Source organism: Pedococcus sp. 5OH_020 (assembly GCF_027812955.1).
In the GTDB taxonomy this organism is placed as follows: Bacteria; Actinomycetota; Actinomycetes; order Actinomycetales; family Dermatophilaceae; genus Pedococcus.
The window spans coordinates 323606-339094 of record NZ_JAPYZV010000003.1 but is presented as its reverse complement, the minus strand read 5'-3'; the positions used below and the strand labels follow the sequence as shown (position 1 = coordinate 339094).

Genomic DNA, 15489 nt, shown 5'->3' with positions numbered 1-15489 from the left:
ATGCGGCCGGAGTGGCTCGAGTTGCTCATCGGAGCCATACGCGCCAGGTGGCTCGGTGCTGGTCGGCCGGTCTGCCGCTCTGCCTGGCCGCCCTGGCAGTCAGGAGACGTCCGGCATCGCGGCGTGCTCAGAAGGCGTCCACGCGGCTCACCAGCCACCGTTCTCCCACCTTCGTCATGGTGGCGATGACCCGGTTCTGGTCGACGACGGGCTGCTTCTGGTCGCTGCCTACCCGGGCCTGGTTGACGAAGGCCAGCACCTTGACGGTGCTCGGGGTGGAGCTCATCACGCCGACGTCCGAGACCCTGGCCGAGACCACCGTCTGGTTCTTCACTGCGAGCGGCTTGATCTCCTTGTCCATGGCGGCGGAGAACTCGTTCTTGAAGGGTCCGGTCAGCAGACCCTCCACCTGGGCCGCCTGGCCGTCGATGGTCCGGTAGTTGTAGCTGAGCATCTGCTCGACAGACGTGCGGGCCTGGCTGGCGGCGGCCCGCTCTGCCCGTCCTCGCTCGCCTGCGTCGGGCAGGCTGGCGGCAGCCACCCCGGCCAGCAGGCAGCACGCCGCCACAAGGCAGGCAAGCGAGGCCAGCCACCCCCGACGGCCCGAGGCGCCGGCCGACGTCCCGACCGCACCCTGTGCCGAAGTCTGGGACTTCGGCACGACACGCCGGGTCCCGAGCCGAAGTCCCAGACTTCGGCGGGACACGCCGGGTGCTGAGCCGAAGTCCCGGACTTCGGAGGTAGGCGTGGCGTCCCTGGCGTGGGCACTCGCACGTGCCCGCGCGCGGTGTCCGGCGACCCGGGGGCGGGAGCGTGACGCGGTCTCAGCCGACGAACTCAAGGTTCTCCACCTTCCATGTGGGCCCGGTCCTTCGGAGCTCCAGGCGCATCCGGTACGTCTTCGTCTCGCCGTTCGGCACCGCCGTGTTCCTCGTGGGAGCGACCACCCCCACGAGAGCGACGGCGGAGTCCTGGTCACCTGAGACCAGCGCCGCCTCGGACCGCTGCACCGTGGAGACCGTCTTGTTGGCGACGAGGACCTTGCTCAGCTGCTCCACCGAGCTGGAGTAGCTCTTGAGGAACTCCCCGGTGGCGCCGGCCTTCACGCGAGCCGTGTCGGCCCCGACGGTGGCATAGCTCACCGTGACGAAGTTGATGGCGAGCTGCTTGGCGGCCGCCACCGCGGTCGCATGCGCCTGTTCGGTCTGCCGTGCGGCATACCAGTCACGGCCCCGGGTGGCCCCGAGGGCCAGCGATGCCAGGACCGCCACCGCGACCAGGGCCCAGACGAGCCTGGGAGTGAGGCGAAGCGCCGCGGGCCTCAGGCCCTTGGAGGCGCCGTCCGCCTCGCCGTCCGCACGGCCGTCCCGCTGGCCGTCCGGCTGGCCTTCCGGCTCTCCGAGGGCGCTCGCACGCTCCCGGTCGCGCGCCGCCCTCCCTGGCTGGGTGGTGATCGTGCTCATCGAGCAGCCTCCTTCATGATCCACAGCCACGATGGACCGGCGCTCTCACCCCCCGTTGGGGGCAGAGGGACCGCGACCTGTGGTGGTGTGATGCCCAACGAGGCAGCCATGCCCGGGGATACGGGCTGGTCCCCGAAAGCCAGCGGCAGGACGGAGCGGGACCCCCCGGTGGAGCCGTACGTCGAGGACGTCGGGCCTGGGGCGTTCTGGGCACCGCGGACCGTCGTGCCGGAGCCCCGCGGGGCGGTGCAGCGGGCGGAGGTGTTCACCGGCGGCAGGCCGGTGACCTGCGACGGGTCGGTCCGCTTCGTTCCCTGGTAGCCCTGCGTACACACCGGCGGGTCCTGCGCGAGAGCGAGACCGAAGTGCGCCGTTCCGTCCCCCGGCACGACGGTGTAGCCGCCGGCCACCACATCGGGGTACGTGACCAGGAGCTGCTGGATGCCGTCGACCCGGGCTGTGGTGACCTGGCCGACCGTGATGAGGTTCGCGAGCAGGGCGGCGAGGTTGCCCTGGTTGTCCCGCACGAGCGTCTCCAGCTCCTTCGACGCCGTCACCCCGCGGTCGAGCACGAGGCGCAGGTCGCCGTCCGAGGACCTCAACGTCTCCGACAGCTCGGCGAAGCTCCTGGCGAAGACCTTGATGTCCCCCGAGGTTGCTCGCTGGGTGTCCAGGACGATCCGACCGTCGTCGAGCAGCTTCGTGGTCTCAGGCAGGGCCTCGGTGGCCGAGCGGGTCAGCGCATCACCGCTGTCGAGCAGCCGCTGGAGGTCCGGACCGCTGCCCCCGAACGCCGTCCCCAGCTCGTCGACAACCGTCTGGAGGTCTCGGCGGTCCACCGAGTTGACGGTGTGGTCCAGGTTGAGCAACAACGTGTCCACCCGAAGTGGGTACGCCGTGTCCTTGCGCGCGACCACATCGCCGTCACGCAGGCGGGGTCCGGAGTCGGTCCGCGGCTGGAAGTCCAGGTACTGCTCCCCCACGGCGGACCGGTTCTCCACGACGACCCGCGTGTCTCGTGGGATGCTCACCCCGCGCCTGATCTCGGCATCGACGACGACGCCGTCCTTCGACAGCCTCAGCGCGTCGACGCGCCCCACGGTCACTCCGCGGTACGACACCTCGGATCCCACGAAGACGCCGCCGGACTGCGCGAAGTCCGCCGACACGTGGTACTGGCCACCCACCACGCGGTCGTACAGACCGACGTACCGAGCCGACAGCACGGAGACGGTGACCAGGGTGATGAGCAGGAACGCGACGAGCTGCACCTGAACCGAGCGGCGGATCATGCGTCACTCCCGTAGAGGGAGCGCCACGAGCCGTCCGAGGACGAGCTCCTCGGCGCGGAGCCCACGCAGATGGTGCCCGGTACGCAGATGCCGCCGGTCGAGGTGCCGGTGGGACCGGGCTTCGCGGGGATGGTGATCGACGGGGACGGCAGGGGCACCCCCGGCACGGTCGGCAGCCCGGTCGGCAGCCCGGTCGGCAGCCCGGTCGGCAGCCCGGTCGGCAGTCCCGTGGGCAGCCCGGTGGGCAGTCCCGTGGGCAGTCCGCTGGGCGGCGTGGTCGGAACCCCCACGGTGCCGAACAGGTCGTTCGGGTCGGTCAGGTCGATCCGCAGGTCAGCCGCCAGGTTGGTGTAGTCGCCCTTCATGGCGGAGGTCGTACCGTCCGAGAAGGGGTAGGTGAGGAGCAGCTGGAGTGACTTCGGCAGGTTGTCGCCGGCGCGTGTGAGCTCGGCGAGGATCGGCTCGAGGGCTTCGAGGTTCGCCGCGGTGTCCGCCTTGCTCTGCTGGATGACCCGCGTGCCCACCGCTCCCAGGCGGCTCAGCGCCTGGAGCATCCGGACCAGCTGCTGGCGCTGGTCGGCCAGGACCTTCAGACCTCCGGGCATCGCCTCCACGGCTCGCGCCAGGTCCTCCTTCTGGGCGGCCAGCTTGGCGGACAGCCTGTCGATGTTGTCCAGCGCGCGGACGATCTCGCTCTTCTGGCGGTCAAGGCCGCCGACAAAGGTGTCGAGCTGCCTGATCACGTCCCTGATCTGGGTCTGGTTGCCGCGCATCGCGTTGTTGAGCTCAGCCTCGATGGTCTTGAGCTGCGCGACGCCGCCCCCGTTGAGGAGCAGCGACAGGGCGCTGAGCACCTCCTCGACCTCCGGGTTCCGACCGGTGCGGGCCAGCGGGATGTTGTCGCCGTCGCTCAGCCGGCCCTGCGGGGCGACCGACTCCGGCGCCGCGAGCTGGACGTACTTCTCCCCCAGCAGCGAGGTCTGCTTGAGCTCGGCGACGGCGTTGTCCGGAAGCCTGACGTCCTTGGGCAGGCGAAACGTCACCCGGGCCGTCCAGCCGTTCAGCTCGATCTTCTCCACCGAGCCCACCGTCACCTCGTCGACCTTGACGGACGACTGCGGGACCAGGTCGAGGACGTCGGCGAACTCGGCCGTCACGCGGATCACGTCACCGTGGTTGGCGGCACCGCCGGGCAGCGGGAGGTCGAAGGCGCCCTGGCACCCGCTTGCTACGAGGGTCACCGTGAGGCCCGCGAGGAAAGCCGCGCATCGCCGGGCGACCGGCGTACGTCGCTGAGCTCCGCTGCTCATGGTCGCTTCCCTTCCAGGAGTCCGCCCAAGGTGGGGTCGGCGCCTCGCACGAGGACCGTGCCGCCATCCGTGGTGCCGTTCGTGCCGCCGTTCGTGGTCGGCGACGCTCCGTGGGCTGCCGGGGACGCCGGTACGGCCGACAGGAGGTTCAGCGGTAGCTGGACGCCCGCGCCCTTCAGCTGGTCCACGAGGTCGGTCACCGGCTTGAGGGCGCCGTCGACCGTTCTGCAGAGGGAGGCGGGGTTGCCGCTGGCAACGATGAGGTTGCACAGCAGCGTCTTCGTCTTCAGGCTCTCGTTGATGTTGGCGCGGGTGTCCAACGTCCCGGAGGCGGGGTTGTAGGCGTTCTGGAGGTTGCTCAGGGCCACCGGCGCGTCGGTGAGCGTCTCGGCGAGCGCGTCGCGCTGCTTGGCCACCGTGCCGGTCACGGACGCGAGCTGCCGCAGGTTCGTCGTCACCCCCGCCCGGTTGTCGTGCACGAACGAGCTCACCTCACTCAGTGCCACCGCCAGGTTCTTCAGCGCCGACGCGAGGTCGTCACGCTCACCGTCGAGCTGGACGGAGACGTTCGCGAGGTCGCTGTTGAGACGGCGCACCTGCGCGTCGTTGGTGGCCAGCATGCTGGTGAAGGTCTGGAGGTTCTTCACGGTGCCGAAGAGGTCGTTGCGGCCGCCGGAGAGCGTCTGAAGCGCCTGACTCAGGTCGTGGTTGGTGTCGTGCAGCTTCTGTCCCTGCCCGCCCAGGTTGACCGCCCCCGTGTGAAGCGCGTCCTGGAACGCCCCGTGCTTGTTGGCACCGTCCGGCCCCAAGGCGACGAGAAGGTCGTCCAGCGTTGCGGAGATGCGGTCGAGCTCCACGGGAACGGCCGTGCGGTCGAGTCCGATGGTCGCGTTGTCCTTCATCCGCGGACCGGAGGTGTACGCGGGGAGCAGCTGGACGTACCGGTCGCTGACCAGGGATGGCGCGACCACGGCTGCCTTGGCGTCGGCGGGCACCCGGTAGCGGCCGTCGAACTCGAACCTGACCCGGACCCTGTCCCCCAGGGGCGTGACCTCGGTGACCTTGCCGACCTGGACGCCGAGGATCCTGACGTCCGACCCCGGGAACAGGCCGACCGCGCGGGTGAAGTCCCCGGTGACGTGCACCTCGCGCTGTTCGGGCCAGAGGGCATACGCGCCCGCGGCCAGCGCGACGACGACCAGGGCCGCCATCAGCTTCGGGACCAGTCCGGCGCGGGGCATCACTTGCCTCCCAGCTCGACGGGCGTGGTGAGGTTCTCGATGTAGGTGTCGAACCACCGGCCGTTGCCCAGCACGTTGGAGAAGAGCTGGGTGAAGGGCGCCATCGCTGCGATCGTGTCGTTCAGGTCCTTCTCGTGCTGCTGAAGCACCGCCAGGACCTTGGTGAGCTGGTCCAGCGCCGGTTTGAGCTGCGCCCGGTTGTCGCGCACGAGACCGGTGATCTGCTCCGCCATCGCCGAAGTGTTGGTGAACAGCGTGTGGATCGCCTCCCGGCGCGCGTCCAGCTCGGCCATCAGGAGGTCGGCGTCCTTGATGATCGACTCGACGGCCTTGTTCCGCTCGGCCACCGTGCCGGAGACCCGGTTGGCGGACGCGAGAAGCCTCCTCAGCTCGTCGTCGCGCGAGGCGATCGTCCGGGACAACCGCCCCAGCCCCTCGAGGGCTGCTCGCACGTCTGCCGGGCTGTCCCGGAACTCCGTGGCGAGGGTCGTGAGCGACTTCGCCAGCTGGTCGGTGTCGATCTGCTCCGAGGTGGTTGCCAGGTCGGTGAAGGCGTTGACGATGTCGTACGAGGAGACAGTCCGCTCGACCGGGATCTGGGAGCCCTCGACGAGCCGGCCACTGCCGCCTGGCTCCAGGGCCAGGTACTTCTGTCCCAGCAGGGTCTTCATCCGCACCGAGGCGCCGGTCTGCCGGCCGAACGCAGCCTTCTCCGTCACGACGAAGTCGACCACCACGTGGTCACCCGCGAGGTCGACCCCGCGAACCTTTCCCACCTTGACCCCGGCGATCCGCACGTCGTCGCCCTTGAGCAGCCCACCGGCCTCGCTGAAGGCCGCGCTGTACTGCTGGCCGCCACCGATGAACGGGATGCTCTGGATGTTGAACGCCAGGACCAGCACCAGCCCGATGACCGCCAGACCGGCAGCGCCGATGGGGACGGGGTTGCTCTCGCGGAACGGGATGCTCACGAGCACCTCGCTGCGGACAGGCCACCGGGCTTCTTCAGCGGGATCTCCACGGCGGGCGCCCCCTTGACTGGCGCCGGGACCACGACCGTGCCGCCGAAGTCGCACAGGTAGAAGTTGAACCACGACCCGTAGGTGGCTGTCCGGGTGATCTGGGCGATCTTTGCCGGTGACGTCGAGAGGAACTTCTCGAAGGTCGCCGTGTTGGACGGCTTGTTCAGGTTGCCGCTCAGCGACCGCAGGTTCGCGATGTCCGCCTTGATCGACGGACGGGTCACGGCCAGCAGGTCCGCCGTCTGGGCGGTCAGGGAGTTGATGTTGTCCAGGGAGGCGCCGATGGTCCTGCGGTCGGCCGCGAGTCCCGAGACGAAGCGCTGCAGCTGGTCGATCAGCTGCTTGAGCGCCGCGTCATGCGCGTCCACCGTGCCCAGCACAGCATTGAGGTTCGCGATGGTGCGGCCGATCACCGCATCGCGGTCCGCGAGAGTGGACGTCAGCGAGGCCGTCTTGGCCAGCAGCGAGCCGATGTTGCCGCCTTCGCCCTGCAGGACGCTGATGAGGTTTGCGGAGAGCTCGTTGACGTCCTTCGGAGACAGCGCGGCGAAGAGCGGTTTGAAGCCGTTGAACAGGACCGTCAGGTCGAGGGCCGACTGGGTGTGGTCCAGGCCGATGGTTGCTCCGTCCTTCAGGGGCCTGGCGGCACCGACCTCCTGCGTCAGGGCGACGTAGCGCTCGCCGACGAGGTTGCGGTACTTGATGGTCGCCTTGGTGCCCTCGGTGAGGACGCTGGTCTTCAGCACGTCCAGCTCCACGAGTGCGTGGACCCGGTCGCGCGCCACGGTGATGGACCTGACCTCGCCGACCCGGACGCCCGCGATCCGCACCTCCTGGCCGTCGGCCAGTCCGGTGGCGTCCCGAAAGACGGCCTTGTAGGTCGCCTTGTCGCCGAACTGCAGGTTGGCGATGGTGGCGGCCAGTGTGCCGGTGGCCAGCAGGGTCGCTGCGACGAAGACCATGAACTTGACGAGGCTGGACCGTGTGCTCACTGCTGGTTCACCACCGTTCCGCGAAGGATGGGGCCGGCCAGGAGCGTCGTGATCGCCGAGGCGCTGGGGTGCCCGGGCGACAGGAGGGCGGCGACCACGGCCTGCTCCTGCTCGGTGCCGGCGAGACCGGAGTCCGCGTCCGGTATGCCGAGCGCCGCCCGTCCGCTGAACATGCCGGGGAGGGCGCTGCCCGCCCCGGGCGCGGCGCCGCCGGTCCCGTCGCGGAAGTGCGGCCCCTTGTGGGGGTGCGCCTGGCTTCCGTAGCTGCCCGGTAAGCCCTGGCAGCTCGGGCCTCGCGTTTCGCCCCACCGCGGCTCTTCACCGGGGTGGTAGCCGGGGCGCTGGGGCGTGGTCTCGACGGTGATGTGGAACACGCCGTCCCGCCACGCCTCGTCGATCCTGGGGAGCCAGTTCGTGAGCGCTGCCGCCAGGCACGGGTACTCGGGCGCGTACCGGGCGAAGAGCTCCACCGAAGGCCGCTGCACCTGCCCCACCCGGATGATCCGGTCCCCGTTGGCGTCGAGGAAGTCGGTCGTCGTGTTGGCGAAACCGGCGGTGCCGGCCAGGAAGCCCGCCAGCTGGTTCTGCTTCTGCACGATCGTGGTGTTGGTGGTGACCAGCGCCGTCGCGGCACGGACCAGGTCCGGGGCCGCCACCGCATACGTCGAGGCGAGGTCCGCCAGGCCGGAGATGTCCGCCTGGATCACCGGCATCCTCGGGTTCAGGGCGGCGAAGTACCGGTCCACGAGCACGAGGTTCTGGCCGAGCCGGGTGCCGCGCCCCTCCAGCGCCGACGCCAGCGCGTTCAGGGTCGCGGACAGCTTCTCCGGACGCACCGTCCGCAGCAGGGGAAGCAGGTCGTCGAACACCTTCTCCAGCTCGATCGCCACTGCGGTGCGGTCCTGGGTGATCGTGTCTCCCGCCTTCAGATGCCGCGTCGTCCGTCCGGCGTCCGGTGCCACGAGGTCGACGAACCGCTCCCCGAACAGGGTCTTCGGCAGGAGCCGGGCCGACACGTCGGCGGGGATCAGGTCGACCAGATCGGGCTTGAGGGCCAGTCCAAGCCGGGCGCCGCGCGGGGTCACGTCGATGGTGCGGACCTCCCCCACGATGAGGCCGCGCAGCTTCACGTCGGAGGACGTCTGCAGCTGCGACCCGATCCGGTCGGTCATGAGGTTCACCATGACCACCGGGGTGAAGCGCTTCTGGAAGGAGGCGACGGACAGCCCCAGCAGCACGGCCACGACCGCGAGGAAGCCCACGCCGTAGGCACGGTTCCCCAGGCGTGACATCACTCCTGACGCGGAGGCGGCCATCGTCAGCCCGCGATCCGCACGGTCGTGGTGGCGCCCCACACCGCCAGCGAGAAGAAGAAGTCGACGATGTTGATCGCCACGATCGACGTGCGGACGGCCTTGCCGACGGCGACGCCTACGCCCGCAGGGCCACCCGAGGCGTTGTACCCGTAGTAGCAGTGGATGAGGATGATCACCACGGCGAACACCATCACCTTGAGGAAGGAGAACAGCACGTCGACGGGCGGCAGGAAGAGGTGGAAGTAGTGGTCGTAGGTGCCCTTGGACTGGCCGAAGTAGTCGGTGACGATGAACCGCGTCGCGGCGTACGAGGACAGCAGACCCAGGACGTACAACGGCACGACGGCGACGAACCCCGCGATCATCCGGGTCGTCACGAGGAACGGCAGCGACGGCACTCCCATCACCTCGAGCGCGTCGACCTCCTCCGAGATGCGCATCGCGCCGAGCTGCGCGGTGAACCCGCAGCCCACCGTGGCGGCGAGCGCCAGACCGGCCACCAGGGGGGCGATCTCCCGGGTGTTCAGGTAGGCCGAGACGAAGCCCGTGAACGCGCCAGTGCCCAGCTGGTTGAGGGAGGAGTAGCCCTGGAGCCCCACCTGGCTGCCGGTGAAGAACGCGAGGAAGGCGATGACCCCTACCGTCCCGGCGATGACGGACAGCGCCCCGGAACCGAGCGAGACCTCGGCCAGCAGCCGCAGGACCTCCTTCTTGTACCGGCGGACCGTCCGGGGGCTCCAAGCCAGGGAGCGCACGTAGAACCGCATCTGCTCGCCGAGGCTGTCGAGCGCCTCGACGGGGCGGCCGGCGAGATCGAGGACCCTGCTCATCGGTTCATGCCTTCAGATCTTCTGGGGGACGACTTGGAAGTAGATGGCGCTGGCGACGAAGTTGACGACGAACAGGAACATGAACGTGATCACCACGCTCTGGTTCACGGCGTCTCCGACACCCTTGGGACCGCCGCCGGCGGTCAGGCCCTTGTACGACGCCACGACCGCGGCGATGAACCCGAAGATGACTGCCTTGATCTCGCTGGTCCACAGGTCCGCGAGCTGGGCCAGTGCCGTGAACGAGGCGATGTAGGCGCCCGGTGTGCCGCCCTGGATGATGACGTTGAAGAAGTAGCCACCTGCCACGCCGACGACCGAGACGAGCCCGTTGAGCAGCAGCGCCACCAGCATCGCGGCGAGGACGCGGGGCACCACCAGGCGCTGGATGGGGCTGATGCCGAGCACCTCCATGGCGTCGATCTCCTCGCGGATCTTGCGGGAGCCCAGGTCGGCGCAGATGGCCGAGCCGCCCGCTCCGGCGATGAGCAGCGCCGTGACGATGGGTGAGGCCTCACGGATGACGGCCAGGACACTGGCCGCCCCGGTGAAGGACTGGGCGCCGAGCTGCCGGGTCAGCGTGCCGAGCTGGAGGGCGATCACGGCCCCGAAGGGGATGGACACCAGTGCGGTGGGCACGATCGTGACGGAGGCGATGAACCAGCACTGCTGGATGAACTCCTTGGTCTGGAAAGGACGCCGCGGCAGGGCCCGCACGGTGTCGAGGACCAGGGCGAAGAGGGAGCCGCTCTGACGCAGCGCTCCGAGGGCGGGGTTGCTCATCTAGACCCTCTCCTCGACCTGGCTGACCCCCGGCACGCCGGCGTTTCCTGACAGGAAGGACCCAGGCGGCGGCGTGACGCCGTTGTCCCGGCACCACTGCCCCGCCGGCCGAGCGGTGTTGCGGGCCCGGCCGTCGCTGGTGCCGAGCTGGAGGGGGATGGGGGGCAGCGGGGGCAGCTCCTGGCCGGACTCGGCAGCGAGCTCGTCCGCGTCCTTCTCCTCGGACATCCCGATGGGCCCGATCCGCTGCGCGTTGAGGAACTGGCGCACGACCGGCTCCTCGGAGGACAGCAGCATCTCCCGGGGGCCGAACATGGCGAGATGGCGGTGGTACAGCATGCCGATGTTGTCCGGCACCGTGCGGGCGGTGTTGATGTCGTGCGTGACGATGAGGAAGGTCGCCTCGATCTGGGCGTTCAGGTCGATGAACAGCTGGTTGATGAACGCGGTCCGCACGGGGTCCAGACCCGAGTCCGGCTCGTCGATCAGCAGGATCTGCGGGTCGAGCACGAGCGCGCGGGCCAGGCCGGCGCGCTTGCGCATGCCGCCGGAGATCTCGCCGGGAAGCTTCAGCTCTGCCCCCTGAAGCCCGACCAGCTCCATCTTCTCCATGACGATGTCGCGGACCTGCGACTCGGACTTCTTGGTGTGTTCGCGCAGCGGGAAGGCCACGTTGTCGTAGAGGTTCATGGACCCGAACAGCGCGCCGTCCTGGAAGAGGACGCCGAAGAGCTTCCGGACCTCGTACAGGTCGTGCTCGCGAAGCCGGGTCAGGTCACGGTCCTGGATCCAGATGGAGCCGGCGTCCGGCTTCAGGAGACCGACGAGAGTCTTGAGGAAGACTGACTTACCGGTCCCCGAAGGGCCCAGCATGACGGAGATCTCGCCAGCGGGCAGGGTCAGCGTCACGTCGTTCCAGATCTGCTGCGACCCGAAACGCTTGGTCAGGCCCTCGACCCTGATCTCGACGCCCATTACCCACCTCGTCATTGCTCGACGGGCATGCCCACGTCCTCGTGGTGCCGGCCCCGGTTCGCCTGGCTCAACGAGGCGGGGTCCCGGAGGTTACGGCTGTGTACGGCCGGGCATCGCAGACCCGGGTCGCCGCATAGGAAGTCGGCAGGGTGAGGCTGAGGCGTGCGGCTCGCGGCTCACCACAGACGAAGTCGGGGAAGTAGGGACGACGAAAGGCGGGGCGGACCCTGGTGCGTCCGCCCCGCCTTCGCGGAGTGCTTCGGTGCTTCCCGGACGGGGCCCGGGAAGCTCAGGTCACTTGAGGGTGACGGTGGCCCCGGCGCCCTCGAGGGCCTCCTTGGCCTTCTCCGCGGCAGCCTTGTCGACCTTCTCCAGGACGGCCTTGGGGGCACCGTCCACGAGGTCCTTGGCCTCCTTCAGGCCGAGGGAGGTCAGCGAACGGACCTCCTTGATGACCTGGATCTTCTTCTCGCCGGCGGACTCGAGGACGACGTCGAACTCGTCCTGCTCCTCCTCGGCAGCGGCCTCGCCGCCACCCGCCGGGGCGCCGGCCGCGGCAACCGCCACGGGAGCGGCAGCGGTGACGTTGAAGGTGTCCTCGAACTGCTTCACGAACTCAGAGAGCTCGATGAGGGTCATTTCCTTGAAGGCCTCAAGGAGCTCGTCGGTGGAGAGCTTCGCCATGATGGGCGTCCTTTCTGTTCTGTTGCTTCGTATGCCAAGAGTGGCGGTTTGGTGTGCGAGCCAGGCTCGGCGCGGGGTCACCCCCGAGCCGGGTCAGCTCTCGTCGCCACCCTCGGCGACGTCTTCGGTGGTCGCCGCGGCAGCCGGGGCTGCGGCGTCCTCTTCGGCCGGAGCCGGTGCCGTCTCGGTCTCGGTGGAGGACTCGGAGCCCTCCGCCGCTACCGGACCACCCTCGGCCTCGACCTTGGCCCGCAGCGCCTCGACGACCCGGGCGGTCTGCGAGAGCGGTGCGGCGAAGAGGTAGACGGCCTGGCTGAGCGACGCCTGAAGAGCGCCGGCCAGCTTGGCCAGGAGAACCTCGCGGGACTCGAGGTCCGCGAGCTTGGTGATGTCCTCGGTGGTGAGGGGCTTGCCGTCGAGGACGCCGCCCTTGATCACCAGAAGAGGGTTCGCCTTGGCGAAGTCACGCAGGCCCTTGGCGGCCTCGACCGGGTCCCCATCGACGAAGGCGATGGCGGAGGGCCCGACGAGCTGGCCGTCGAAGGCCGTGACTCCGGCCTCCTTCGCGGCAAGCTCGGTCAGCGTGTTCTTCACGACGGCGAAGGTGGCGTTCCCGCGCAGCGAGTTGCGCAGGGTGGTGATCTGCTTCACCGAGAGCCCGCGGTACTCGGTCAGCACAGCCGCGCCGGAGGTGCGGAACTTGTCCGACAGCTCGGCGATGGCTGCAGCCTTCTCAGCCTTGGCCATGGGGCCTCCCTTCCGTGTGGTGTCGACCGTCCGGGTCATCGCCCACATGAAGAAAGCCCCGGCGCAGGGCGCGGGGCTCACGGCATACCGAAGGATCGGTATGCGGTTGTCACGGCCTGCGCTGGCGCCCACCTCAGGTGGGACCTTCGGTCACTGGCCCGTGGGTCACGGGCGCTGGACAACCGAGCGGTCTTTGGTCGCGCACAAGACTACGGCTCGTGGGGCGTCACGGCCAAATCCGTGCCGGCGAGGTCCGTGCCGCCGAGGCCTTCCAGCCGTCACGAGTCGCCGATCGGCCGAGCCCCATGGGCGGCAAGGGCCGTTCCGAACAGATAGAGGGCCAGCCCCATCGCGAGCATCCCTATGGTCCGGTCGCCGTGGGGGGACGAGAGGAACAGCGCCTGAACGGCGGAGCTCCTCAGCACGGTGAGTGACGCCAGCCCGGCAACCAGCAGCCACGCCCAGTCGCCCAGGACGGAGAGCGCCAGGACGGAGCAGCCCTGGAGCAGGAGCGACGTCGCCAGCAGGGAAGGAGCGACGCGTGGCTGGAGGAACACCACGGCTCCGGCCCCGAGGCCAGTAGTCGTGAGCAGCACGACGGCGTGAGCCAGGGCTAGTGGACGTGGGGCTCGCGCCTCCCACGGTGCGGCGCGAGACCGTAGCACCAACACGGCCGGCGCCACTGACAGCGCCGGCCAGACCTCGCGGAGGTCCACGACCTCGCCCGTCAACGGGGTCTCCAACGCGCGGTCGACGCCCAGGGTCGTGAGCGCCGCCACGGCTGTCAGCGCCCAGGCCCACCCCGCGTTCCTGGCGCGGAGGAACAGCCAGACGGGCCTAGCCATGGGCCGGCGGCTCGAGGTTCTCCAGGCTGCAGGTACGCAGAGCGTCGTAGGCGGCCACCGCCCAGCGTCGCTGCTCTGCGCGGTCAGCCGTGGCAGCCCACGCCCGAACCTCCGTGTCTCCCGTCGCGAAGACACCCGGCTTGGCGATCGAGCCGAGGTACTCCGCGAGCCAGTGCTCTGCGTCCAGGGCTCGGGCCGGAGGCTGGGACCCGGTGAACTGCGCGCAGTCCGATGGCCGCGCGACCGTGGCAGCCAGGCTCGCGAGGCTCGGAGGAGCCACGTTGACCAGCCCCGGGTCGAACTGCAGCACGCCAGCCTCGGTCCCTGTGGACGCGAGCCCCGGGACCGGCTGGCGGTACGACCTGACGGGTGCCATCCCGAGCTTCTCGAGCGCCGAGGTGAGCTCCGTGAGCCCGGACTGCCACCGCTGGAGCTGGGCCGTGTTGCCCGCGAGCATGCAGACGTGGACGGTGTCGTTCGATCCGGCGCAGCGCCAGTGCGGATCCCTCAACGGCGCGTAGAGAGCGTCGCCGTGGCCGGCCCAGACCGTGCCGAGGGCGAGGCCAAACTACAGGGCGACGCTGGCGTAACGACCGCGCCTGCTGAGCCACACTCGCCTCACGACGGCATACAGCACCGCTACCGCCAAGAGGTAGACGAGGCAGTAGGCGACCACGACGCTGGGGCGCAGGCCGAGCCCTGCCAGGCTCCCCGTGGCGGCGCCGATCCGGAAGAGGTGGGGCACGCCCACAGCCGCTGAGCCGAGCGTGACCGCGAGCCCGCCCAACCAGGCGCACAGCGCCGCCGGTATCGGCGCAAGGACTTGCCCGACCGCGGTACCCGCGAGCCCGAAGACGGCGAGGACGAGACCGCCGAGAAGTAGCATTGTGGGGTTCATACGGTCCGTGGGCCGCTGTCCCCACGACACGCCACCAGCCACGACGATGGCCCCGGCATAGGCGGACAGGACCGCAGCGGCAGGGCCGGTCAGCGGCGCCAGAGCTGCCACGGCCTTTCGCGCAGCGGTGGGTCCTGCCACTCCCCTGTCGAACGGGCGGTCGTGCGCCGTCTCGTACGCGGCCATGCCAGCGAAGAGCGGACCAGAGAGAATCGAGGAGCCGGCCACCCAGTCGAAGGTCCAGGCCCACTCCCCCCGCCAGGGCGCGCCCCGTGCCAGCAGGGTGAACCCCATGACAGCCAGGCTGACGCCGAGATACCCCGCGGTCCTCCAGGACCGCAGGAGTAGGCCACGCGTCATCGACTGCCGCCTGTCACAGACCGGAGGAACTCCCGCTCCAGCCCCCGGCTGTCCAGCGTGTCGAGCTCCCTGCGACGCAGATCGCGGACCACGCGTCCGTCGTCGACGACGAGCACGCGGTTCGCCAGCGCCGCGACGTCCTCGATGAGGTGGCTGGACAGCATAACGCTGGCATCACGGGACATCTCGTGGACCAGCTCACGGCAACGGACCCGCTGTTCGGGGTCGAGGCCGGTGGTGGGCTCGTCGAGCAGGACCAAGGAGGGAGCACCCATGAACGCCTGGGCGATCGCCACGCGCCGCACCATGCCCCCTGACAGTCGACCCATCCGGTCGCGCGCCCGGAGCTCGAGGCCAGCCGTGGCCAGCGCCTCCCGGACAGCGACACGTCGGCCGCGCGCCGGGATCCGGCGCAGCCACGCGAGGTAGTCGAACACCTCCTCGACGCGGAAGGAGTCAGGAAACCTGGCGTCCTGCGGGCAGTACCCGAGCGAAATCCGGCCCGGCTCACTCGACCGGGTTATCGTGCCGGACGTGGGCGTCAGCTCGCCCAGCGCCAGCCGGATGAGCGTCGTCTTCCCGGCCCCGTTGGTGCCGAGGAGACCGGTTGTCCCCGGTCCGATGGTCAGGCATACCTCATGGATGACCTCGGGCGACGTTCGGGAATAGGTGAAACAGACATCGGTGAGCTTCACGACGGTGCCTTCGCATCACGCCGGGAGACCCGCGTA

At 69.6% G+C, this 15489-nt stretch carries 17 protein-coding genes; all 17 read right to left on the bottom strand.

Annotated features, from left to right (window positions below):
• Positions 1-127 precede the first annotated feature (127 nt).
• Positions 128-706 (bottom strand): hypothetical protein, encoded by a 579-nt coding sequence (locus PHA84_RS07280; protein WP_270887432.1) that lies wholly within the window; start codon positions 704-706, stop codon positions 128-130.
• A gap of 118 nt (positions 707-824) precedes the next feature.
• Positions 825-1463, bottom strand: coding sequence for a hypothetical protein (locus PHA84_RS07275; RefSeq protein WP_270887431.1), 639 nt, complete (start codon positions 1461-1463; stop codon positions 825-827).
• Positions 1460-2755, bottom strand: coding sequence for an MCE family protein (locus tag PHA84_RS07270; RefSeq protein WP_270887430.1), 1296 nt, complete (start codon positions 2753-2755; stop codon positions 1460-1462). Before PHA84_RS07270 ends, PHA84_RS07275 begins: the two co-directional genes overlap by 4 nt.
• Complete coding sequence (locus PHA84_RS07265) at positions 2752-4065, bottom strand: MCE family protein (RefSeq protein ID WP_270887429.1); 1314 nt, start codon at positions 4063-4065, stop codon at positions 2752-2754. Before PHA84_RS07265 ends, PHA84_RS07270 begins: the two co-directional genes overlap by 4 nt.
• Complete coding sequence (locus PHA84_RS07260) at positions 4062-5306, bottom strand: MCE family protein (RefSeq protein WP_270887428.1); 1245 nt, start codon at positions 5304-5306, stop codon at positions 4062-4064. Before PHA84_RS07260 ends, PHA84_RS07265 begins: the two co-directional genes overlap by 4 nt.
• Positions 5306-6277 carry an MCE family protein gene (locus tag PHA84_RS07255; protein WP_270887427.1) on the bottom strand — a complete coding sequence of 324 codons (972 nt, stop codon included), beginning with the start codon at positions 6275-6277 and terminating at the stop codon, positions 5306-5308. Before PHA84_RS07255 ends, PHA84_RS07260 begins: the two co-directional genes overlap by 1 nt.
• Entirely contained in the window at positions 6274-7320 is a 1047-nt protein-coding gene (locus PHA84_RS07250; RefSeq protein WP_270887426.1) for an MCE family protein, read from the bottom strand. The genes PHA84_RS07255 and PHA84_RS07250 overlap by 4 nt, the downstream gene beginning before the upstream one ends.
• Positions 7317-8612 carry an MCE family protein gene (locus PHA84_RS07245; protein WP_270887425.1) on the bottom strand — a complete coding sequence of 432 codons (1296 nt, stop codon included), beginning with the start codon at positions 8610-8612 and terminating at the stop codon, positions 7317-7319. The genes PHA84_RS07250 and PHA84_RS07245 overlap by 4 nt, the downstream gene beginning before the upstream one ends.
• A 26-nt stretch (positions 8613-8638) precedes the next feature.
• The gene (locus PHA84_RS07240) at positions 8639-9466 is read right to left on the bottom strand and encodes an MlaE family ABC transporter permease (protein WP_270887424.1); all 828 of its coding nucleotides are present in this window, start codon (positions 9464-9466) and stop codon (positions 8639-8641) included.
• A 12-nt stretch (positions 9467-9478) separates the two neighbouring features.
• Positions 9479-10249 (bottom strand): MlaE family ABC transporter permease, encoded by a 771-nt coding sequence (locus PHA84_RS07235; protein WP_270887423.1) that lies wholly within the window; start codon positions 10247-10249, stop codon positions 9479-9481.
• Complete coding sequence (locus tag PHA84_RS07230) at positions 10250-11224, bottom strand: ABC transporter ATP-binding protein (RefSeq protein WP_270887422.1); 975 nt, start codon at positions 11222-11224, stop codon at positions 10250-10252. It lies immediately after the preceding gene.
• A gap of 294 nt (positions 11225-11518) precedes the next feature.
• A complete protein-coding gene (gene rplL / locus PHA84_RS07225) occupies positions 11519-11908 on the bottom strand; it encodes a 50S ribosomal protein L7/L12 (RefSeq protein WP_270887421.1) in 390 nt (129 codons plus the stop codon).
• 93 nt (positions 11909-12001) lie between these two features.
• The gene (gene rplJ / locus PHA84_RS07220; protein WP_270887420.1) at positions 12002-12655 is read right to left on the bottom strand and encodes a 50S ribosomal protein L10; all 654 of its coding nucleotides are present in this window, start codon (positions 12653-12655) and stop codon (positions 12002-12004) included.
• Between the two features lie 278 nt (positions 12656-12933).
• Complete coding sequence (locus tag PHA84_RS07215) at positions 12934-13500, bottom strand: hypothetical protein (RefSeq protein ID WP_270887419.1); 567 nt, start codon at positions 13498-13500, stop codon at positions 12934-12936.
• Positions 13493-13957 (bottom strand): hypothetical protein, encoded by a 465-nt coding sequence (locus PHA84_RS07210; RefSeq protein WP_270887418.1) that lies wholly within the window; start codon positions 13955-13957, stop codon positions 13493-13495. Before PHA84_RS07210 ends, PHA84_RS07215 begins: the two co-directional genes overlap by 8 nt.
• 111 nt (positions 13958-14068) lie before the next feature.
• Complete coding sequence (locus PHA84_RS07205; RefSeq protein WP_270887417.1) at positions 14069-14758, bottom strand: hypothetical protein; 690 nt, start codon at positions 14756-14758, stop codon at positions 14069-14071.
• Complete coding sequence (locus PHA84_RS07200; protein WP_270887416.1) at positions 14755-15453, bottom strand: ATP-binding cassette domain-containing protein; 699 nt, start codon at positions 15451-15453, stop codon at positions 14755-14757. The genes PHA84_RS07205 and PHA84_RS07200 overlap by 4 nt, the downstream gene beginning before the upstream one ends.
• Between the last annotated feature and the right edge of the window lie 36 nt (positions 15454-15489).